Annotated in this window: 15 protein-coding genes and 2 pseudogenes; 9 read left to right on the forward strand and 8 right to left on the reverse strand. The window is 58.9% G+C overall.

Annotation, left to right across the window (positions count from 1 at the left end):
• Nucleotides 1-36: 36 nt before the first annotated feature.
• From GGD90_RS15815 to GGD90_RS15830, 4 genes are read right to left on the reverse strand one after another with little or no spacing between them, the layout of a single operon-like run.
• On the reverse strand, nt 37-1,308 hold the full coding sequence (locus tag GGD90_RS15815; protein ID WP_153117672.1) for a Y-family DNA polymerase: 1,272 nt from the start codon (nt 1,306-1,308) through the stop codon (nt 37-39).
• A complete protein-coding gene (locus GGD90_RS15820) occupies nt 1,305-1,799 on the reverse strand; it encodes a LexA family protein (protein ID WP_153117673.1) in 495 nt (164 codons plus the stop codon). Before GGD90_RS15820 ends, GGD90_RS15815 begins: the two co-directional genes overlap by 4 nt.
• 39 nt (nt 1,800-1,838) lie before the next feature.
• On the reverse strand, nt 1,839-2,360 hold the full coding sequence (locus GGD90_RS15825; RefSeq protein ID WP_153117674.1) for a thermonuclease family protein: 522 nt from the start codon (nt 2,358-2,360) through the stop codon (nt 1,839-1,841).
• The gene (locus GGD90_RS15830) at nt 2,360-3,034 is read right to left on the reverse strand and encodes an SOS response-associated peptidase (RefSeq protein ID WP_228273794.1); all 675 of its coding nucleotides are present in this window, start codon (nt 3,032-3,034) and stop codon (nt 2,360-2,362) included. Before GGD90_RS15830 ends, GGD90_RS15825 begins: the two co-directional genes overlap by 1 nt.
• A 345-nt stretch (nt 3,035-3,379) precedes the next feature.
• Here GGD90_RS15830 and GGD90_RS15835 point away from each other — a divergent pair, with 345 nt between their 5' ends.
• The 7 genes from GGD90_RS15835 to GGD90_RS15865 all read left to right on the forward strand — a co-directional run bounded on the left by GGD90_RS15835 (nt 3,380) and on the right by GGD90_RS15865 (nt 15,007).
• Nucleotides 3,380-5,131, forward strand: a complete 1,752-nt coding sequence (locus tag GGD90_RS15835) for an ATP-dependent nuclease (RefSeq protein WP_153117675.1) — start codon at nt 3,380-3,382, stop codon at nt 5,129-5,131.
• Nucleotides 5,124-6,521 (forward strand): UvrD-helicase domain-containing protein, encoded by a 1,398-nt coding sequence (locus GGD90_RS15840; RefSeq protein WP_153117676.1) that lies wholly within the window; start codon nt 5,124-5,126, stop codon nt 6,519-6,521. Before GGD90_RS15835 ends, GGD90_RS15840 begins: the two co-directional genes overlap by 8 nt.
• A 185-nt stretch (nt 6,522-6,706) precedes the next feature.
• Nucleotides 6,707-10,714 (forward strand): hypothetical protein, encoded by a 4,008-nt coding sequence (locus GGD90_RS15845; protein ID WP_153117677.1) that lies wholly within the window; start codon nt 6,707-6,709, stop codon nt 10,712-10,714.
• A 408-nt stretch (nt 10,715-11,122) separates the two neighbouring features.
• Complete coding sequence (locus GGD90_RS15850; protein ID WP_153117678.1) at nt 11,123-11,956, forward strand: VWA domain-containing protein; 834 nt, start codon at nt 11,123-11,125, stop codon at nt 11,954-11,956.
• A gap of 7 nt (nt 11,957-11,963) precedes the next feature.
• The gene (locus tag GGD90_RS15855) at nt 11,964-12,719 is read left to right on the forward strand and encodes a hypothetical protein (protein WP_153117679.1); all 756 of its coding nucleotides are present in this window, start codon (nt 11,964-11,966) and stop codon (nt 12,717-12,719) included.
• Nucleotides 12,700-14,310: a protein kinase family protein gene (locus GGD90_RS15860; protein WP_153117680.1), complete on the forward strand. Its 1,611-nt coding sequence runs from the start codon at nt 12,700-12,702 to the stop codon at nt 14,308-14,310. Before GGD90_RS15855 ends, GGD90_RS15860 begins: the two co-directional genes overlap by 20 nt.
• 472 nt (nt 14,311-14,782) lie before the next feature.
• Nucleotides 14,783-15,007, forward strand: a complete 225-nt coding sequence (locus GGD90_RS15865) for an NUDIX domain-containing protein (protein ID WP_153117681.1) — start codon at nt 14,783-14,785, stop codon at nt 15,005-15,007.
• Between the two features lie 177 nt (nt 15,008-15,184).
• On the opposite strand, the pseudogene GGD90_RS18425 reads toward GGD90_RS15865, so the two are convergent.
• Both GGD90_RS18425 and GGD90_RS15870 read right to left on the reverse strand, forming a co-directional pair.
• Nucleotides 15,185-15,334 (reverse strand): annotated as a pseudogene (locus tag GGD90_RS18425) (IS21 family transposase); the annotation flags it as partial.
• Nucleotides 15,335-15,554: 220 nt separating this feature from the next.
• Nucleotides 15,555-15,914, reverse strand: coding sequence for a hypothetical protein (locus GGD90_RS15870; RefSeq protein WP_184415263.1), 360 nt, complete (start codon nt 15,912-15,914; stop codon nt 15,555-15,557).
• A gap of 96 nt (nt 15,915-16,010) precedes the next feature.
• On the opposite strand from GGD90_RS15870, the pseudogene GGD90_RS17870 reads away from it, so the two are divergent.
• A pseudogene (locus tag GGD90_RS17870) lies at nt 16,011-16,148 on the forward strand (ATP-binding protein); the annotation flags it as partial.
• Nucleotides 16,149-16,259: 111 nt separating this feature from the next.
• On the opposite strand, the gene GGD90_RS15875 reads toward GGD90_RS17870, so the two are convergent.
• Together GGD90_RS15875 and GGD90_RS15880 are read right to left on the reverse strand one after the other, a co-directional pair.
• Complete coding sequence (locus GGD90_RS15875; RefSeq protein ID WP_221227811.1) at nt 16,260-17,402, reverse strand: alpha/beta hydrolase; 1,143 nt, start codon at nt 17,400-17,402, stop codon at nt 16,260-16,262.
• 587 nt (nt 17,403-17,989) lie between these two features.
• Nucleotides 17,990-19,909 carry a hypothetical protein gene (locus GGD90_RS15880; protein WP_153117683.1) on the reverse strand — a complete coding sequence of 640 codons (1,920 nt, stop codon included), beginning with the start codon at nt 19,907-19,909 and terminating at the stop codon, nt 17,990-17,992.
• Nucleotides 19,910-20,864: 955 nt separating this feature from the next.
• On the opposite strand from GGD90_RS15880, the gene GGD90_RS15885 reads away from it, so the two are divergent.
• The gene (locus GGD90_RS15885) at nt 20,865-21,179 is read left to right on the forward strand and encodes a hypothetical protein (RefSeq protein ID WP_153117684.1); all 315 of its coding nucleotides are present in this window, start codon (nt 20,865-20,867) and stop codon (nt 21,177-21,179) included.
• Nucleotides 21,180-21,187: the final 8 nt, after the last annotated feature.

The raw sequence follows: 21,187 nt of genomic DNA on the forward strand, positions 1-21,187 counted from the left end.
CACGAAAGCCAGGGCCGATGCCGGAACGAACCACGCTCATCCGCGCACCCTCACGAGATCCTCCCATCGGGTCGAATAGCACGGCGACTTCCGCCCCTGCCGCATCTGCCAGGCACCCCGGCTTCCCGTTGAAGCCCCCGTCTTCAAGGTGCCTCGCCCGAACTTTCCATTCACCCGGTCCACGGCCGCCATCAGCGCCGCCAACCGGCCGGACCCGTGCTCATCCGCAAACAGGTCGCGAGGCACTTTGTCCTTCCCGAGCAGTTCGCCGAGCAACACCCCGGCCTTCGCATAGGGGAATCCCGGTCGATAGATCGCCCGTACTCCCTCTGTTGCCACCGTGGTCAGTTCAAGCGTGTCGTCACTCGCAACGGCCAGTGGCAGGGTCAGACTCTGGCTGTACTGCGGGTCATCCCTCCGGAACGGACTCGTACGGATGAACACCGTCAGGCAGCCGGCACATGAACCCTGGCTGCGCAGCTTCTCCGCCGCACGCCCGACAAAATGCGCCACCGCCTGCTGCAGGTCGGCCAGTTCATGAACCGAATTGCCGAAAGAGCGCGAGACCATGATCTGCTGCTTCGGCGGAGCCGCATCTTCCAGCGCCAGACACGATTCACCGCGCAGTTCGCGCACCGTCCTTTCAAGCACCACCGAGAACGCCTGCCGGATGCGGGTTGGGTCGGCATCGCGCAACTGTCCGACCGTGGTAATGCCCATCTCTGCCAGCCTTGGCGCGGTTCGGCGGCCGACGCCCCAGACCTCGTCTACCTCGATATCACCGATAAGACATGCCTGAGCCTCCGCCGAGAGTGCCGTCAGGTCGCAGACCCCGTTCCACGCCGGACGCTTCTTGGCGACATGATTGGCGAGCTTGGCCAGTGTCTTCGTTGCGCCGAAGCCGACGCATACCGGCAGCCCCGTCCAACGCTTCACCTTCTCCCGGATGTCCTGACCAATTGAGCTGAGTTCTCGGAATCCCGCCATTCCGAGGAAGCACTCGTCGATGGAGTAGATTTCCTGGTCGGGACTGAAGGCGGCGAGCAGTGTCATCACCCGGTGGCTCATGTCGGCGTAGAGCGCATAGTTCGACGATAGAGCGATGCCGCCTTCCCGTCTGAACTCCTTCTCTATCTTGAACCAGGGCACTCCCATCGGAATGCCCATGGCCTTCGACTCGGCATTGCGCGCAACAACGCAGCCATCGTTGTTCGACAGGACGACCACCGGCTTGCCGGCAAGCTTGGGATTGAAGACGCGTTCGCAGCTGGCGTAGAAGTTGTTGCAGTCGACGAGCGCAAAGCTCATGGCTGCCGGCGCTTGGCGCGGGGCCGCGGGTCGTGGATGACGCGGATGACCACGCCCCAGACCTGAATCCCTTCGGGCGGCACCGGAATCGGCGGATAGGCCGGGTTGGCCGGTAGAAGATGCGGCTTGCCTTCTTGGCGGCCGAGGCGTTTGACGGTGAACTCGGCATTGATCTCGGCAACGACGATGTCACCCATCTCTGGCTCGACCGCCTTGTCGATGACCAGCAGGTCGCCATCACGCAGCCCAAGGCCGGTCATCGAATCACCTTCACACCAAGCGAAAAAGGTCGCTTCGTGGTGCTGGATCAAGTCATTGAGATCGAGCCGACCTTCAACAAAATCCGCCGCCGGCGAGGGAAAGCCGGCGCGGATGCCGGTGGCGAAGACGGGGAAGCTGACGCGCTCGGCCACTTCTGCCGGCGAGAGGAAACGCAGGTGGAAGTGCGCACGCGCAAGGGAGGAATCGGGATGTTCAAAGGGGAGGAGCATGACCTTGTAGCGAATACTGGATGGATGTCCAGTATAAGGCTAGAAGGGAGTCCCTCCAATGCGCCGTGTCTTGCGTTCGTACCGCCACTCCCATGGCGGCGTCGGATTCGGGTCGCGCCAGAGGCCGCGCTGGGCGATCTGCGCCTCGTGTTCGGCCAGTTCGTACTGCATGCGCAGTGAGGGTTCCTGCTCATGCGCGTATTGCCGGTACCACCAGGCTAGACCGGCCTCGATCTGGGCAAGGTTCTGGTCCTGACCATAGACATAGACGGTACAAATCTCGCGCCGGTACTTGTCGCGCTTGCTGCATTCCAGGGTGACCTGACGGCCGAAGACGTGATTGGCGAGGTGCTGCTTCGATGCCTGTCCGAAGGCCTGGGCTTTCTCCGGCGCATCGATTCCTGCCAGGCGAACCTTGTGCGGCTGGTTGCTCCCATCGAGCACGGTGATGGTGTCGCCATCGCTGACGCCGACGACTCGCCCGGTAATGGTGTCGGCGCTGGTCGCCGAGGCGAGTCCGATCAGGCTGATGCCGAGGGCAAGCAGAGCGAGGTGGCGCATCACGGCAATGGTACTGCTGCGAGCAGGTCCGGGTCGTCGTTGGCCGGGCCGTTCACGCGTTTGCTAACCGGATGGGCTTCCATGAAGCGCTCAGGGTATGGGCCAAGCAGTGCCTGCAGACGACCGACATCGCCGAAGTCCGGATCGAGCCAGAGAGCGTAGTCCTCCGGGGGAATGATGGCTGGCATCCGGTCATGGATGGGGCGCATCAGCGGGTTGGCCGTGGTGGTGAGCACGGTAAAGGTCAGCAGGGTTTCGCCGCTCGGAGCGTTCCAGTGTTCGAGAAGACCAGCGAGGCCCATCGGCGAGCCGTCGCGCAGGTGGATGGCGAAGGGCTGCTTGCCGCCGGCGACCGGTTTCCATTCGTAGAAGGCATCGGCTGGCACCAAAACACGGCTCTTGCGGAAGGCATGGCGAAACATCGGCTTGATGGCGACCGTTTCAGCCTTGGCGTTGATCGGGTGGCCGATGTCGGCGGGGTTTCGGACCCACGAGGGGATCAGGCCCCATTGGGCGAGAGAGCAGGCACGGCTGCCATCAGGTAGCAGGCGGACGACGGGCAGGGACTGCGAAGGGGCGGCGTTGAAGCGCGGGGCGAAGTCGATGGAGGCCGAAGTGGGTCTGGTACCGGCTGCTCGGGCCGGAGAGGGCGTATCTGCCGCACATGGGGGGATTGTGGCATGGAATGCGGGCGGAACAGGTGTATGGGTGGTCGGGCAAGGAACGTCGTTTTATGGGTGATCGCCATGATTGACCAAAGACATTCTTCAGGACTGTAGCCTCGATGGCGCGCCAACGGCTGCAAATGCTTGATGAACGAGCCGTGGTATCCGGCTGTTCATCAGCCTTTCCGGGCATTCGCCTAATCGGAAAGGCTCGTCCGGTTGCCGTTTCATAACGGCCCTTCGGAACCGTCTACAAGGGCAGGGGCGATTCAGACCATTCGCATTAGAATCGCAGTATGGTCAATGGGGCAGAACATAAGTTAAGCCCTAGGCGCCTACACACCGGGGAGCCGCATGCAATTACGCCAAATCAAGGTCAGCCATTTTCGCGGCATCGCCGCCCTGGACTGGAGGCCATCCCATTCGTTCTGCTGCCTGATTGGACCAGGAGACTCGGGAAAATCAACGGTGTTGGACGCCGTCGAGGCGCTGCTGTCCTCCCGTTGGTTCTCGTTCACCGAACCCGATTTCCTTGGCTGCGACACTTCGACGTCGATCGTCATCGAGGGAACCATTGGCGAGCTGTCGCGCGCCTTGAAGTCCGATGAACGATTCGGCCTCCACATCCGAGGTTGGACCAGCGCCGGAGCCATTCGCGACGAGCCGGAGGACGACGACGAGCCCGTGCTGACCCTAAGGCTGACGGTGGATGCAACCATGGAGCCGGTTTGGGAGCTAATTTGCGACCGCATGGATGATCCACGAACCCTGTCCAACCGGGACCGGGCGTTGTTCGGCTTGGTCCGGCTGGCTGGCGAGGATGCCCGCCACCTCGCTTGGGGCCAAGGATCGGTCTTGTCGCGCCTGACTGGCGACACCGAGGACGCAGCCGCGCGGCTGGCCGACGCCTATCGCACAGCCCGAGCTAGCGCCAAACTTGACGAGATCGAGTCGCTGGCTAATGCGGCAGAAGCCGCTGAGGGTTTCGCCAAGGGACTTGGCGCCTACGTCGAGGACTCCTACGAGCCAGGCCTCGAGCTCGGGCGTTCGGGTTTGTCGTCTGGCTCAATCGCCTTGCACGACGGCGGTGTGCCGCTGAGGCTGGCGGGCTTGGGATCGCGCCGCTTGGCAACACTCGCCATCCAGAAATCCGCTATCTCCGAGGGCGCCATTATCTTGGTCGATGAAATCGAGCATGGCTTGGAGCCACATCGCATCATAGGAGCTATCGCCCAGCTCAAAGGGGACCAGACTAGGGCGGTAACAGACAAGAAGCCCGTAGGCCATGTGCTAATGACCACACACTCGGATGTAGCCTTAGGTGAGGCCGGTGAAAAAAGCCTGCACGTGGTCGAGATCACCCGGCCCGACCGCCTTACCAGCATCACGACTCCTGCGACGCCACAATCCATCCGCTCGCTGCTTCGTTTCACGCCCAGAGCCCTATTCGCCCGGCGTATCCTAGTCTGCGAAGGCTATACGGAAGTGGGTCTCCTATTGGGGTTGAGGGAGTATTGGCCGACGCGACATGACAACAAGCCGATCGAGCAACTCGGTGCCGCCATCGCCGATGGCAATGGCGGCGAGGCCTGCGCGATGGCTTTGGCGCTGGACAAGCTTGGATACCTAACGGCGCTCTACCGCGACAGCGACGATCCGCTATCCGCTGAACAGCAAGCCAAGCTGGCTTCGGCAGGGATTCCAGTCTTCGAATACGGTGGGGGACTCTATACGGAACTTGCAATATTCAGCGCCGCGACCGACGCCCGTGTCCAAGAGCTTCTTCAACATGCTCGCGAAGAGAGAGGCGACGATTTCATCGACAACAACCTCGCCGCGAAGATCGACGATCTTAACGTCGACTGCGTCCGCCTTGGGTTCGACTCGTGGGAGCTACTGTCTTCCAAGAACGGCGAAGAACTCCGAGTAGCCATTTCCGAGGTCGCCGCATCGAAAGGCAAGGAGAAGAAGAACAAGAAGCCCTGGTTCAAGGACCAACGCCTTGGACGCGGCCTCGCTCCATTCGTTTGGAGCATCGCAGCCGAGGCGCCTGCCTCCCCGTTGGCAGTGGCGTTAGCCGCCGCCGAGGCTTGGCTGTATGCCTGAGGCCGCGGACCTCATCGCTCTGAGCAACGCTGCGATCGTGGCCCCAGCCGGGCACGGCAAGACCGAGATCATCGCCAACGTTGCAGCCTTGGGGCGGCGTGCGCTCGTCCTGACGCACACCCATGCCGGCGTTCACGCTATCCGGTCGCGCATGAAGCGACTGGGCGTCCTTCATTCAGCAGTGGCAGTGGACACAATCGCCGGATGGTGCATGCGGTACGCCCATGCATTTCCTGGAGTTGCCAAGCCGCCGCCCGATATGCCTAAGACAGCAGCGGAGTGGGAACAACTCTACCAAGGAGCGGCGTTGGCACTGCAGGTCACAGCCGTGCGGGAGGTAATCTCCGCCTCGTACGACCGCATCCTGATCGACGAATACCAAGACTGTGGAGGGAGCCAGCATGCGTTGGCCATTGCCCTCTCCGGAATAGTGCCGACGTTGATCTTTGGCGATCCTATGCAGGGCATCTTTGAGTTTGCTGGTGCGACTCTCAAATGGGACAGTGAAATTCATCCAAGCTTTCCGCTGGCGGGAACGCTCGACACACCCCATCGCTGGAACGGCAAGAGTCCGGCACTTGGGGAGTGGATTGCCGAGACTCGGATCAAACTCATGACGGGCGAAGCCATCGATCTGGCGGATCCTCGCATTACCTACCGGGAATCCAATGATGCATTCGACATGGCTACGTTGTTCGAAGGCTTAGACGGCAAGGAAGGCAGCTTCGCCGCGATCCACTGCAACAAACGCATTTGCTATGGGCTAGCTAAGGCAGCAAGCGGCGGCTACCAAGCTATTGAGGAAATCGCGGCAGGCAGGCTCAATGAATTCGCAAAAGCGTGGGACCGTGCGTCAACTGCCGATTTGCGTCTTCGTGCCATCACGGGCCTGCTGGCCGACTGTTACCAGCAGAAGGATCTCGCCGAAGGCGAGACCGTTGATCCAGACGAGGCCGAGATGAACATGGCCTTGAGTGAAATTAGGGTTGGCCTCGGGGTGGGCAACGGCGCCGATGCTGCAGCTCAGTTTCTCGGGCTATTTCGAAAGCGTCCCCGCTGGAAACTCTACCGAAGCGAGTTATGGCGCGATGCAGAGCGTGCTGTGAGCGAACTCGCTGCTGGCAGGAAAGAAACGATGGTCGACGCGGCGGGAAGCATTCGTCAGCGCGTCAGCAATTTGGGCCGCAAGCTGCCGAAGAGAACCGTCTCGACGCCGTTGCTACTCAAAGGCTTGGAGTTCGATCACGTCGTCGTGCCGGACGCTACCCATTTCGCGAAAGAGAGCAAAGCCCAAGCCAAGCTGTTCTATGTCGCGATCTCACGAGCCACGCGATCATTGACGATCAGCTCTTCGAGTCGTTGGATTTCGCTGCCTATCCCTAATTCTTAACCATCGAAAGAAATGGCGAGCCTAATTTTGCTGCGGCGCGCCGCGCCGTAGCTTGCAAAAAAGCAACGGTTCAGATTCGTCAGGCCTGTAGTTAAGGTGCGACAGAGCGTTCATTACTTGGTCTATTAACGCACATAAATTCGTCTGTGCTGCGATAACCCAGGCGTTCTATTCAGGATTACGTGATGACAGAGGAAACTAACGAACCGGCGCTCCCTGCGGACGGCCCCGATGGCCAAGACTCAGGTTCAGGCGCCTATTCGCTCGCTGGCTACGACTATCAAGTCGACGTATCCATCTGGCTGGCCCTCGATCTGATGCTCGGTTCCGGTCTGACTCGAATGGTTGAGCTTGAACCCGGAAGCGAGGAGGATATTGAAGCTCAATTGGCTGACGACGAGCCGAGTCGCGTGACGACGCGCGTTGGCTTGGATGGCTACACGCTCGTTGTGCAGGTGAAGCTGCGCGGCGGAGACGCCTGGACCGTCAGAGGAATCCACCGCCTACTGAAACATGGAAGCGCCAGCCGGCCGTCGGCGGCAAAGCGGCTGGCCACCTCAACGATCCGATACCTTCTCGTTACAAGCGCGGCGCTGAACGGAGGTACTCAAGGTCTGAGGGTGACGCGCGCCGGAAGTTGGCCGAAGAAGAGCGGAATGCCTAAATCGATGGCGAAGGTGCTCCCGGCCGACGCCCCAGGACGCGTCGCCATCATCGGAAGCTTGGACGAAGACCGACTAGTCGACGAAATCAAACGGCTTCTGATCGAACGATTTGGCATTCCGAATTCGCGCTGGATAGAGTGTCTTCGTGCACTCCGCGAGGAGGCGCGTATGCGCGTCCGGCACGTCGGCGAGGGGCGATGGCACAGGGAAGAGCTTGCACACATTATCCGTAGCCATGACGGTTATCTCGCAAGCTCTCCGCAACTCGACCACTATGTGCCCCCCCGAAACTGGCAGGAGCTTTGGGACGCCATGGGGGCGCCAAATTACGCCGCCATAATCGTCGGCCAATCCGGAACTGGAAAGACGCTCGCGACGAGCAAACTCTACGAGGAGCTTCGCCTCGAGAACCCGGGGTTAACGCGCGTGCCGATCCGACACGGTCCACAGCAATTGCGTGATGATCGGACTCCGCCGCCGGTTCTCTATGATATTGAGGACCCTTGGGGGCGCTACGACTTCGATCCTGCGAGCCGGCCTTGGAACGACGAACTTGCTCGATCGCTGGGACGGGCACGCGCCGACAGCATGATCATCGCCACGAGCCGACGGGACGTCGCCATGTCGTCAGGCGCTCTGAAATCGGTCGAGCCGTGGGTGGTTCCGCTTGAGGCGGAACATTACGGCAATCCTGAACGACAGCGACTCTATCGGACGAGGATCGACACGCTCCCGCGTGACGTGCGCCTGCTGGCGGCCGACGCCGAGCGGCAGGTGCTCGACAACTTGGCGACCCCTCTTGAAATCGAAAAATTCTTCGACGCGCTGCGCACCATGGGGCGCCCTCAGCAAAGCCGAGAGGGTGTTTTCATAACAGACGCGATCGCCAAAGCGCATGAGCATTCGATCGAGTTGACCGTCATCAATCAGATCGAGGAACGAGACGATGTTCGCGCGGCCGCCGTCATCTGGGGGTTCCTGAAGGCAAGCGATCGTCTATCGCTCCGGGTGCTTCGGAACCTCGAGCTGGAGCTCGCCGTACGCCTCCCCGCCTGCGAGAAGGGCGTCACGCCGTTAGTAGATTTCTTCGTCGCTGCGCGCAACCTGCGTTCCGGCGCTGGCGATGTGACCTACTATCATCCCCGGGTCGAAGCCGGGGTGGAGGGTGCGCTCAAGCGCAATGCGGTGCCCGTATGCCTCGCACTGCGCACGCTCCTTGACTTACTGACGGATCCTGATGGAGCAGGGGAAGATTGGGGCGCTGGGTTCGCAGCGCGAATCGTCGCCGCCGCCAAGCGCATTCCGGAGCTAACGCTCGTTCCGAGGCCAAAAACGGCAATCAGGATCGATTCTTGGCTATCCGATCGCCTCGCCGACCCTTCTAGCAAATTGAGCGAGCATGTGAGCCTTGCAGCTGCGGCAGGATCGCCTGCGTCCAACGCCGCGGAATTCGCCCGCTACCTTCTGCACCGACCGGACCAAAGATTCGGCTGGTTTCACATCTGGCAACGTCCTGGCAATCCCGATGCGTGGTATGACCGCTTACGCGCAGATCCAGCGATTGCAGCGATTGCCGGGCGCTTCGTCCGGGAGATGCTGTTGGATGATCGCGACCACTACAGCGTGTCTCTCGTCGACGACCTCGATCGCCTCGCACCCAGCCTGACCCCGGCTTATCTCGAAACGGCTGCAATAATCGTCCGCTATGGCGTCATCCATTCTTCCGATGTCGTCGCTGCCGGCGCCTTGCGCGATCTTGATAGCTTCGAGCCGATCGTGGATAGCGCGGTCAAGGAACTCACGCCGACCAGCGAAGAACGGGCAAGGTCGCGCGAGACCAGCCTCGCCATCACGAATGAGGTCCACAACGACGACTATGCAGAGTATCTGGCGGACAATGATGATGGCCATACGGCAACCGAGTTTTTGCGAGCTTACGCAGATCGCATTCGTGAGGTGAAGGGGTGGAGGAGCCTCGCGCAGCATCGCCACGCCATACCTCTGCTTTCGTACTGGATGCGATCACTCGTAAACAGCGCAAAATCAGGGCCGCCATCAGACGATGAAGTGGCCGGCGCATACGCCGCCGCATTCGGTAGCGAAGAGGAGTACGCCCTATGGTTTGTCCTCATGCAGCATTGGGACGAGCAGTACCGGGAGCGCCTCCTTTCCCGCATTCGCGAGGGGTCGCCGCTAAGTGCTACGCGGCATGCCGCGCTGGCGTGCATCGTCGAACGAGCGCCTGATTTGCTGGCGCCGATTGTCGATGAGCTTCGGCAGGCCGGAAAGGATGAGCGGATTGTCGAGATCATGATCGACCTCGCTCATCTTAAGGACCGACGAACAGACGACGGAAATAAGCTCAAAGTTACTGCTGCCGCCGCTATGAATCTCCTCGAGCCAGCGCTTAGAGAACTGTGTGAAGCGGCCGGCAACAGCGGAGATGATGAACCGCAGCCTTTATGTTTGACCGCGGTCGCCCTGCTGAGCAAGCCGGCCCGATCGAGCGAGAGCGTGCGTGCCCTGCGTATTCGTCGGCATCAAGATATCTCCGGCTCCGTGCGGACCGATATCGAGTGGACGCTCGCCCACAGCGATGACCGCGACGCTTGCGTAGAGGCAGTTGACGCCGCCATCGCGCTGGGCATCGAGGATGTCATCGTTGGCGCGTTGGACCATAGGCTCGCCCATGTCGTAGCAAAGGCGCTCGCCGCAGTCGGAGATCGCGTTTTGCCCCCCCTGCCGGCGGACTTGCTTGCCTTTGCGGACGCCAAGGGTAGTCCGGTGCGAAAAGCGCTGGTTCGTCTGCTTGCCGCCAAACCTCATCCGGAACATCTTTCCGTGCTGTTGCGCCTCGCACAAGATCATTGGGCTTCTTCGTCGCACCACTATGGTGAAGACGATATCTTTCCGATCGCGCGCTCAGCGGTCGATGCAATCGCCGATCTGTCGCCTCGTGGTTCAGCAATCCTTGAGCGACTGCAGGAGATCGCGTTCGAGACATCCGACTGGGTGGTCTGTGTCGGCTTGTTCAAAATCATTTCCGCGCAAGGTGGTTGCGCATTTCAGGTCCGCTTGTTCGAGCTTGCTGTCACGCCAGGCCGCATCCGCGTCAGACGCGCGGCGGCCCGAGCCATGTTGATGGAAACACATACTCTGGACTCGGCAGTGGTTTGCAAGATCACCACAGGTCTTCTCGCGACCCAAGAACCATCAATCGCCGTCATACTCACCCTTATCGTCGCCTGTAGGGCGTCGATTCAACAACGTCTTGACCTCGCGCGCGGAATATCGGCGAACCCGAAGCGCAGAGCCCTTGTGCTACTGATGCTCTGGCCAGCGGTGGGCCCATGCGAGGCATCCAAGACGACCATCGAGCAGCTCCTTCCAGAAAATCACTTGTCACTTGCATGGGTGAACGCCGGGCCAAACGAATGCGCTAAGGACGACTTGATTGCCGACCTAGGCGACCCCGCCATTTGCCGGGAGGTCCTAAGCTGGTTGAACCCCCAAAAGGTGAAGTTGTGAGCAAGCCTTTCGACCTCCTGCGAGAGTTTTCCCGATTTGGCGATGGTAGCGAAATCAACCTGAATGACGCGACGATACGGCCGGCCTTCGAATTACATGTCGAACAAATGATCGATCGCGCTCTGAATGACCCCGTAGCGTAAGGATGCGAGCATGCAGAAATCCTACATTGGCCTTCACGAAATGTCTCACCGGAGGCGATCCGCGGACATTCCATTTTGCTATCACTTTCGTTGCATGCCCTGCGGCAGAAGGCACTTGGCTGTCGGCTTCTGGTAAAGTCTTAAGTTGTTGCGCCAACAAAAATAACACCGCCGCATGCATCCTGGGCGCCGCCAAGAGCCAGTGCATTTGATGTCCGAGCCGGCCCCGGGACCGGAGCGGCAGTATTTAAGGGGAGTTACAACGATGACCTACGAAGCCCAAATCAGCCGCAGCAATCCGACCGCATTTCTTTTTGTCGTCGACCAGTCGGGGTCTATGTCCGACAAAATGTCGTCGGGCAAGAGCAAAGCGGAGTTCGTCGCCGACGCCCTCAACAGGACCCTGATGAACCTCGTCACCCGCTGCACGAAAGCCGAGGGCGTGCGGGACTACTTTGACGTGGGCGTGCTAGGATACGGCGGCAACGGGGTCGGCAACGGATTCTCCGGCGCGCTGGGGGCAGCGGTGCTCAACCCCATCTCCGCCATCGAACAGAACCCGGTGCGCGTTGAGGATCGCAAAAGGAAAATGGACGACGGCGCCGGAGGCATTTTGGAAACCTCCGTCAAATTCCCGGTTTGGTTTGAGCCCAAGGCCAGCGGCGGCACGCCGATGCGCGAGGCCCTCACCCGCGCCGCCGAGGAACTCGTCGCTTGGTGCGACGCCCATCCCGACTGCTATCCGCCAACGGTCCTGCACGTTACCGACGGCGAATCTACGGACGGGGACCCCGAGGAGATCGCCGGGCACCTGACGCAAATCCAAACCAACGACGGCGCGGCGCTGATGCTCAACATCCACGTCAGTTCCCTCGGGGCCGACGCCATCCGCTTCCCCGCAAGCGCTTCCGGCCTCCCCGACGACTACGCCAAGCTGCTCTTCCGCATGTCTAGCCAGCTGCCCGAGCATCTCATCCGCTTCGCGAAGGAAAAGGTCCACACGGTCGGCGTTGAGTCGCGTGGGTTCATGTTCAACGCCGAGGCGGCGGAGATCGTGGACTTCTTCGACATCGGCACGAGGGCCTCCCAGCTGCGCTGAGGCCCTCGTGAGGCTTCTCTTCTCCGGAAGCTGCCCCAAGGATCCGCTCGGCGACGACATCAACGAGGACAAACTCGCGTTCTCGGGATCCAGAGGGACCTTAGCGCTGTGCGACGGCGCCAGCGAGTCCTTTGACTCGTCGGTGTGGGCCCAGATACTCGCCGACAAGTTCGTCCTCGATCCAGCTGTGACGCCGGGATGGCTCTCCGACGCGATTGCCGAATATGTGGCGCGGCACGACTTCGCAGCAATGTCGTGGTCGAGGCAGGCATCCTACGAGCGCGGCAGCTTCTCGACGCTGCTCGGAGCCCAGCACATCCCCGGAAACAAAACGGTTGAGGTTCTCGCCGTCGGGGACAGCCTCGCCGTCCTGGTCGACGGGAGCCGCTTCGTCTCCGGCTGGCCCTACGCCGACCCGGAGCGCTTCAAGGACCGGCCGACGCTGTTCGCCACGCTGCCCGAGCACAACGACTTTGTCTCCACCCCGGGCTTTTGGACGGAACGCGGGACGCACTTCGACCTCGGCACCTTGGAGTCCCCGCGCTTGGTTTGCGTCACGGACGCCTTGGGCGAATGGCTCCTCCGCCAGGTTCTGTCGGGGGAGGACGGCCTCGCAAGGCTGCTGGCGCTGGCTGACGAGAACGATCTCATAGAGCTGGTGGTCCGGGAGCGGCATGCCGGGCGCATGCGCGTCGACGACTCGACCCTAATCGTCGCCGCGTTCGACGGGGAGGAAGCGCTGGATGGCCTACCCCTCGTTTGAGCAATACAACAACGCCTTCCAGGCCCATGACCGGCTGCTAGCCGATCCGGAGCTGAAGAAGGGGGTGGTCTCCAAGAGCGGCCTGGGCACTCCGCACGTCATCAGCGGAGGCTTCGCACTCACCTACACGGTCAAGGCCGGATCGAAGAAATACGCCGTCCGCTGCTTCCACCGCGAGTCCAAGGCCCTTGAGAGGCGCTACCAGGCCATCGCCCGCCGCCTCGCCCAGCTGCGCTCGCCTTACTTCCTCGACTTTGAGTTCCAGCCGCAGGGCATCAGCGTTGACGGTGGCGCCTATCCCATCGTCAAGATGGCGTGGGCGCAGGGCGTTACGCTCGGGGAGTTTCTGGAGGACAACCACGGCAAGAAGGGAGCGCTGGCAAGTCTGCCCGCCTCGCTGCTCGCCCTCTCCAAATACCTCGAGTCGGAGCGCGTCGCGCACGGCGACATCCAGACCGGCAACATGATGGTGTCGGGCGGCAGCGCCGTCCAGCTCATCGACTACGACGGCATGTTCGTCGAGGACATCAAAGACTTGGGAAGCTCGGAACTGGGGCATGTCAATTTCCAGCATCCAGAGCGGAAGGCCAAGAACCCCTTCGGCCCGACGATGGACCGCTTCTCGCTCATTACCTTGTCCCTCGCCCTGAAAGCGCTGCACGAGGAGCCCGCGCTGTGGGACAAGACGGGATCCGACATGGACTCGATTGTTTTCAGGGCAAACGACTTTGCTGATCCGGCATCCTCATCGGTCTTTTCCGAGCTCATGCGCAGGCCCGCACTGGTGGCGCATGCGCAGCACTTCGCTGCAATCTGCCGCGCCCCGATTGAGAAGGTTCCAAACCTGGAGGATTTCCTCGCGGGAAAGAACATTCCCGCCGGCGTCGTCCAGATCACCGCCAAGCCCCAGGAGGGACGTCCCAAGCCTGGCTACATGGGCGTCTACGACGTCTTGGCCGCCACCAATTACGCGCTCTGCCTGCGCCGGGTCGGCGACAAGGTCGAGGTCATCGGCCGCATCTCGGAGGTCAAGGTCGACAAGGCCCGCAACGGCAAGCCCTACATCTTCATCAACTTCGGTCCGTGGCAAGGGCAGATATTCAAGATATCGATTTGGTCGGAGGGTCTGGCAGCCATCGCCAACAAGCCCGACGCCTCGTGGGTCAGCAAGTGGGTCAGCGTGGTCGGCCTGATGGAGCCGCCGTATGTGAGCCGCAAATACAAATACTCGCACCTGTCCATCAATGTGACCGCCAACGGGCAGATGAGCATCATCACGGAGGTGGAGGCCAAGTTCAGGCTGGCGTCGGCGCAAAAGATATCCTCCGCGCCATCGTCCAACCGGGAGGCGCTCGACCGGATCAAGGGAAAAACGTCGCCGAAGCAGCCGGCTCCGGGGCAATCTCCGCCGGCGTCCCCGAACAAGAGCGTCTTGGACAACATCCACAAGGCTCAGGGCGCATCACAGGCGCGCCCGGCGCAGACATCGTCGCCACCTCAGCCCCAAGCTCCTTACGGCCGACCGACCTATCCGCAACAGCCTCAGGAAAAGGGACTGTTCGGAAGACTCATCGACTGGCTTTTCAAATAGCCGCCGCCCATCAGGGCTTCGAGCGGTGTATCTCGTCGAGTATCCGCTGGTTCGGAGTCATGGCGGCCGAAGGGGGCCGTGGGATGGCCGCGACGGAACCTGAAGCGGGAATCTGCTGCTATTGCGAAGAGGCCGGCTGGGATTGCGAGCCGAGGTATTTAAGGATGCTGATTCCGGTGCCCGGAATGATGAAGGAAACCCAAAGCGATCCAGTCGGAGAGCGCCCGATGCGAAAGCCGGCGAGACCCCAGCTGATAGCAACCACCCGGATGCACCTCTAACTTTGGCCTAGAACCAGCCTCACCCATGCAGCAACAGGCAGCACTGCGGCATTTACTGAAGTGCTTCAAGGTGGGGAAGCAAACCACCGTTTTCTATACGCAGCTTATCACCCCTCCAAAATACATCCAAACAGCATCATTCGTGTAAAGTAATCGCGTACAGTTATCAACGTACAGATTAGGAGCGTTTGATGCGCATTGGCTATGTCTGGAGCTTCGCCAAGGGACGGCCGGATCCCGGAGAGACGCCGGAACAGACGGCGCTTCGGGAAACAAGGGAGGAGACCGGGGTGGAAGCGACCATCGTCTGCCCGATTCCCGGCGAGTTCGTCGGCGGCACGACGATCAATCGCTATTTCCTCATGCAGGCCCCCGCCGGTCCCAGCGTCGAAACCCCGGATTGCCCGGAAACGTAGTCCATTCGCTGGATGACGCCGGAAATGGCGGAGTCCCTGATCGCGCTCACGACCAACGCGCTTGGCCGGGCCCGCGATCTGGCGGTGCTGGACGCCGCGGTGGAATTCTGGTCAGCCCTGCCTCGCTGAAGGGTACGAAGCCGCTGTGGTGCCGAATCGCTGGCAGGTGAGGAGGGGCAGGCCGCCGATGAAGGCGTACTCGGTGCTCCAGTGGAACTGGAAGGCTTCTCCGAGCGCGAAGCTGAGCGGCACGTATGTGGAGCCGGGCTTGCCGGACTCGTCCTGCCGCCAGCGCTTGATGAAGGCGCACACCCGGTTGTAGCTACCGCGCTGAGCTTGACCTCCTTGAGCAGCCCAATCCCTCACTGGTGTCCATGCTCACCGGGCTAACTGCTCCTTCGTCCAAGCGCGGCCGATAGATGGGCTGTGACAGCGGCGAGGGCAACATCGACCGAAACCTCAGGAGACCATCCAGAGCGCGTTGCGCTGGGGCCTTTATGCGAAACTGCCACCTTACGCCCCCCCCTATGCGAAACCGCCACCTTGGTCATTCAGAAACGCCACGGAGCTTCTGCGAGACCGCCCGCGAGCTTATGTCAAGCCGCTGCAAAACAAGCGGTAAGTTGTTGAGGCGGCGCGGAAATATGGGCGCGAAACGGGGTGGCGGATGTTGGAAAATTAACAACACACCGTCGCCGGTTTGGTGATCGCGCTCCGACAGCACGTCTGTCCAAACGGCCTTCAACGCACAAAAAGCAACTTCGAGGGGGGGAAATGCCCGACGATGGGCTGCTTTAATGATGGCAGTTTGGCATAAGCTAGATTTATTCCGACGCCCGATGATGCCGTGCTTCTTCGCAATCTCCGCGACCGGCGCTTTGTCCGCTTCGCGCAGGATCGTCACCATCTGGGCTTCGCTGAATCGACTCTTCCTCATGACTTCCTCTCTTCAAGGAAGCCATCCTCTCAAGTTTCAGATGGCCCGAAAATCCCCAGGCAGGTCAATGACACCCTGACCGCTGCCCTGCTGGATCGGCTCCTGCATCACGCCCACATCATCCAGATCAAGGGCGATAGCTATAGACTGAAGGACAAGAAAAAGACGGGGTTTGTTGGCACACAAGGGGCCACAAACAACTGACTCGGCAACCCCCTGAGCCGTTCTGTGAAGGGCGGCTCAGGCAAGACGTCCTACGACCGTAACGTGTCCATTGCTGCCGAAGCCACTTTGGAATGCTGACGCTCAGAATAATCAACGGTCACTCGGCACGGCCTTGATGAACCGAACAATCGTATCGGCAACACTTGGAGCCAAGGGCAAATTCGGGTCAGTGTAAGTAGAAATATTGATGCGGCGGTCGTCACTGGTCACCACCTTCAAGACGTGATTGGTATTATTAAGCAGCGAAAGTTCTGCCTTGGCATTCGCCCCTTTCAGGCGAAAGGCATCATGTTCTCCAACCTGAAGATCACGTTTCCCATGAATAATAAGAACGGGAAGAGTAGTATTCGCCAGAAGCTCCGCCGGATCGTAAGCAAACTCGTCAATCAGAAAGTCCTGCACTTGCGGTCGGAACAAGGGTAGAAGGGCTGGCGACATGGTCCGCGTATCTACGTGCTTGCCGGCTTCCAAAGCTTCAATCGCGGCAAAGGCCTGATCTAGCAGGGAGGCATTCGCCGGATTTGACTTGAGTTGTTCGCGGAGCACCTCTCCTATTGGTCGCCCTGGTGCGGCAATCAATACCAAGCCACAAAGTCTGGATGGGTTCTTCGCCGCAACCAATGTAACTAGTGCACCTTCGCTGTGACCGAGCAGCCATACACACGATGTGCCGGTGCGGGAGCGAATCGATTCCACCCAGGAATGGACGTCTGCCGCGTAGTCGGAAATGGTCACTGCATTAGGGTCTGCCGCTGCTGCAGCGCTGGCAAACATCCCACGCTTATCAACTCGGACCGTGCTTATGCCTTGATCCGCCAAGCTCTCAGCCAGTAGCCTGTAAGTCGATGCTTTTATACCTGAGGGGCTGTTCCCATCTCGATCTATCGGCCCGGAGCCGGAAATGATTAAAACCACGGAGCCACTATAGGTTGAAGCGGAGAGCATCGTTCCATTGAGCGGACCGGACGGGCCTCGCGCCTCTAAGACTGCATCAACGGGATTGGCATGACAGGTTGAAACGGCGATCAATAAAGCAACACATGCGAAGCACCCTAGTTTCATTGGCTCCTTCGAAGGCAATGGTGAATCAACGGGACTAGGCTGGATTTTTACCGAGCCCCAGACAAAATAACGCCAATAGCATACACGTAGCACAGCCGATTGTCCGCTTCTGGAGACAGGGCTAAACAGTCGCTCTTGGCCGGCAACAGAAGGAAGGTCAAAACCACCCAACCAGAAAGATGCGGCAACCAACCCATGTGGGTCAGTTCTATGTTGTTGTTGACAAGGCTTCGGAGTGTTTACGGGGGACGGGGCGATACACCACGAATTTCAGGTGGTCAAGCGACGATTTCCTATCCGACGGGGTGTAACGCTTCAGATTGCATTGATGCGTAAAGTTCTTGCGTAGAGGAACCGAGCAGACGCCCCCCTTTCCGCGGACGGCGCGTCAAAGGTCACTTTGGCCGTTGCTTGACGGGTATTCTTCTTCGTCCGCTAAGTGCGCAGTTGTTGTGCTGAGCGCAAGAGCTATTCCATCGAATGGCCGCAAAGTCAGAAATCCTGCCGGTAAAAAGAGGTGGCTAATCAGGAGGGGAATTTTCCCCACCTTTTCGGCTGTCTTCAGAAATTTGCTAGGCTAACGCGAACATCGCGACGAAAGTTCAGTAGGCTCCGATTATCGCTTGGTGATGTCGGGACGGTAATTTTTCGTCCTGATGGGGAGATTAGTTTGCCGTGCTTACCACCCCAACTGAAGTGCCAACCCTTGCGTATCAAAGCCCGTACTTCCGTACAAATGTCTTTGTTTGCACTGTACCTCATGATTCAGAGCCTTCAAGGCTTCTCAATTCGATCAGAATTTTCTCTTGCTGATCGACCGTACTGAAGGCGATTTGATTGGTGAGAGCATCGATCCAAAGGCGTTTTTCACGAAGATCAATTTCATAAGGCACTACTGGATACTCATCGCCTCCTCCTTCTTCATAGAATTCAGCTTCAATCCATTGCCAGGTGTCATCCTTCCGGAATTGCTCGTGAAGCGTTGATGCGGTCAGCAGACAGTCCAACATTTGGCCGTTCACTGCTTCTTCTGCAAGCCCTGCCGAGACAACAGAAATTGCTTGTAGATATAGCCAATATGTGTCGCTGTATGCCGTGTAACTGATCAGTTCGAGATCAGGGTGATGTGTGCGAGATCGTGCCAGCTTGCTTGGTTTCAAATATTTTTCCGCTAGGACTGCCGTTTCAAAGCAAGTTTTGTAGTCATGGCTTGCGAAGCTGTTATGGAAAAGTTGAGTGTATTGATCCAGTAGCACATCAACGCTGTGCGAGTTGTTCCGCTCGTTGATCGAGTGATACCAATTGTTCAATGTTTGATGAACAGCATAGCTTCCTGTGTTTCTTACTTTGTGGGATTGCCATAGCCGGGATAAAAATCTGTTATGCAAGATTTCTACTTCAAAGCGTTTCGGCGCGTATCCTTCCGCTTCCTCTGACCATTCCTGCCAATGTTTTTCGTAGCCATCAAGCTGAAGAATCCAACGTAGATGGAGAAGCTTAAAGTTTCGGGCGAGCAGGCCATCTCCCAAAACGTTGAAAAATGTATGCCGGTACTTGTCACGTTCAGTGATGAGGTTCCTAAGTAAGGTGACCTCATCTTCTGAGAACGGATGTTGCGGGAGCTCTGGCTTAATGTCCGATGTTTCGGATGCGAATAGCGGGAAGTGCTTGCTAGGCCAAATTGGACCAAGGCCATTCAGAGTACGAACCTCACGGCTGGGCGCATTCCGCTTTCCGTTCATGGCGGTTAAGAAGGCTTGGTCGATGAAAATGTCCCGGACAATCCGATATTCGTCGGCATGTTCAAATTGCCAGCGAGTGGCTCGGGGCCAGTTTGACAGCGCTTTCGGCAATATTGAATTAAGGTCATCATGAAATGAGGCGGCGATAGAAGCCTGTTCGTCGGCAAGCTCGCGAGCCATGGTTTCGTGCGCTGACATTGGTTCAGCTACTTCCTCGGAAATCATTTGCTGTCGTTGCATCTCGTGAATTGCACGGTTTCTTTGGTGTAGAGCAACCATTACGCGGATGAACCAGGCGCGGGCGTGATTGGGCTCAACCGTGATTGCATCGCGAGCTTTCTGGCTAGCCTTCGCATAGTCCTTCAGTGCGAAATAAGCCTCAGCCTGTTCTGCATATTCAGCTGCTGACCAGCGGCCTCGCCGCCCGCGCTCTTCTATGGTTTCCAGGTTCTGGATAGCCCGCAGCGCAAAGGGTAAGGGTGGAGTGGTCGGGCTCTGACCTTGAGACTGGCGAAGCTTCTCGTCAAGGCGTTGCTTCTTAAAGTCTACCTGTCGGTCTGTGAGTATCGCCTTGAGCGTACCGAAATGCTCCCTCCAGTAGGAATATATCTCAAATCGCCGATTGATTTCTCGTTGAGTGTCGTCAATCGTTCTGGATAGTTCAGTCGGGTCCAGTTCATTCTGGATAATTTTCGCGACTGTTTCCGTTTCGCCACGAAATGCTTCGTCCAGCTTCAGAGCGTTGAGTAATATCAGCTCGGCCTCTTTGTTGGCGAGTTTCTCAGCACGGCCGGCTTCTGAGCGACGGCTGTTCGGAAAAAGGCTTGAGTCCAGATATTTGTTAGCAGCGTGACGGAGATACGCGGGGCATGGTTTCTGCCCAGTTAGCCTTTCGACGACGGCTTGTACTCCGGATGATGATTTTGTACGACCCATAAAAATCTCCTGAACGAGGTCGGGCTTGCCCGACCTCGTTTATGCAATCTTACTTTTTCTGGCCAGCGGTCGTGCCACGACTACTGTGATAAGCCGGATTGTTCGGGTTTCCTTGGTTCGACCGATTGTTGTTAACCTGCTGGTATGCAGGACTATTCGGGTTGCTTTGGTTGGATTTGTGATTGGCGTTAGTGCGGTTCATGGCTGGTTCTCCAGTCGGTTGGTTAAAGGAGATGCCAGTTTCTTTTTGTGATGGTCACAGAAAAGCGAAATTTGATTTTTTAGGGGCTTTGTTGGCAACGCGCTTCGTTGTCGGCTTCCGTCTGTCGCCGAACAGCAGGTAACAGGCGTATTGTCGCCTTAGCTTGACCAGCAACCGAATTTCCGTTTTGGCCGAGTTGCGGACACATCCGTCCGTCTCGTTCTGGGCCATTACCGCCATACGGTCCTCGGTCGGCTGCGAGTGCAGCACTGTACCGAACGGCGATTCATCGTCGGAGCGGCCCGAACCTGAACGGAAGTATTGGAACTGGGAAGCAGACGGTGCGCGTAGAGGTGTTACCGGGACTGCGCGGTTATAACGCGCAGCGTTCAGCGACCGAAGGGGGGGCTGACGCTATGCTAGTAAAGATTGAGAAGACGTTGCAGGAAAGATTCGTCACAAAATTCTGTTAGATCATTCTGAAACATATCGGGGTATGCAATTATTGGTAGTGCAGGAATGGTGAATGCAAGAAACCATGAGGCTTTCATGAGCTCAAGGGTAAATCTTTCCACCCTTGGGGTCGTACAACCATTTTAGACCCGCGCGCATTCATCGCAAACCAGGAAACGGCGTCTTCAGGATGCCGTTTTTGTTTGGTGGCTGGCAGGCTTGAAAGCAGGCGAGCGCTATCGCATCATGGTGGCGAAACCTGATCGGGTTTCCATGACAATTACACCCGGAGACAGAAACATGGATGAACACTGCAAAGACAGTATCGGGCAATGCCAGCTGCCGCGGCGCCGGCTGCTGAAGATCGGCTGCGCGGCGCTCGTCGCCGTTCCGCTGATGTCACTGAGCGGCAACGCTGCTGCCGTGACCAACGCGACAATGCGCAACGCGCTCAAGTACGTCGATCAGTCGGCCGACCCGGCGAAGGTCTGTGCCGGCTGCCTCAATTTCAAACCGGGGCCAGCGCCGACCGACGCCGGCGGCTGCAAGATCATCGGCAACGATACCGAAATCCTGCCGACCGGTTACTGCAGCGGTTTCGTCGCCAAGAAGTAGGCAGCCTG

The sequence above is a fragment of the Rhodocyclus tenuis genome (genome assembly GCF_014197755.1).
Lineage (GTDB): Bacteria > Pseudomonadota > Gammaproteobacteria > Burkholderiales > Rhodocyclaceae > Rhodocyclus > Rhodocyclus tenuis.

Coding starts and splice junctions, on each gene's coding strand:
- GGD90_RS15845 (WP_153117677.1), top strand. CDS start 6,707: ATGACAGAGGAAACTAACGAACCGGCGCTCCCTGCGGACGGCCCCGAT.
- GGD90_RS15840 (WP_153117676.1), top strand. CDS start 5,124: ATGCCTGAGGCCGCGGACCTCATCGCTCTGAGCAACGCTGCGATCGTG.
- GGD90_RS15860 (WP_153117680.1), top strand. CDS start 12,700: ATGGCCTACCCCTCGTTTGAGCAATACAACAACGCCTTCCAGGCCCAT.
- GGD90_RS15820 (WP_153117673.1), bottom strand. CDS start 1,799: ATGCTCCTCCCCTTTGAACATCCCGATTCCTCCCTTGCGCGTGCGCAC.
- GGD90_RS15870 (WP_184415263.1), bottom strand. CDS start 15,914: ATGGTGACGATCCTGCGCGAAGCGGACAAAGCGCCGGTCGCGGAGATT.
- GGD90_RS15865 (WP_153117681.1), top strand. CDS start 14,783: ATGCGCATTGGCTATGTCTGGAGCTTCGCCAAGGGACGGCCGGATCCC.
- GGD90_RS15850 (WP_153117678.1), top strand. CDS start 11,123: ATGACCTACGAAGCCCAAATCAGCCGCAGCAATCCGACCGCATTTCTT.
- GGD90_RS15835 (WP_153117675.1), top strand. CDS start 3,380: ATGCAATTACGCCAAATCAAGGTCAGCCATTTTCGCGGCATCGCCGCC.
- GGD90_RS15815 (WP_153117672.1), bottom strand. CDS start 1,308: ATGAGCTTTGCGCTCGTCGACTGCAACAACTTCTACGCCAGCTGCGAA.
- GGD90_RS15880 (WP_153117683.1), bottom strand. CDS start 19,909: ATGGGTCGTACAAAATCATCATCCGGAGTACAAGCCGTCGTCGAAAGG.
- GGD90_RS15825 (WP_153117674.1), bottom strand. CDS start 2,360: ATGCGCCACCTCGCTCTGCTTGCCCTCGGCATCAGCCTGATCGGACTC.
- GGD90_RS15885 (WP_153117684.1), top strand. CDS start 20,865: ATGGATGAACACTGCAAAGACAGTATCGGGCAATGCCAGCTGCCGCGG.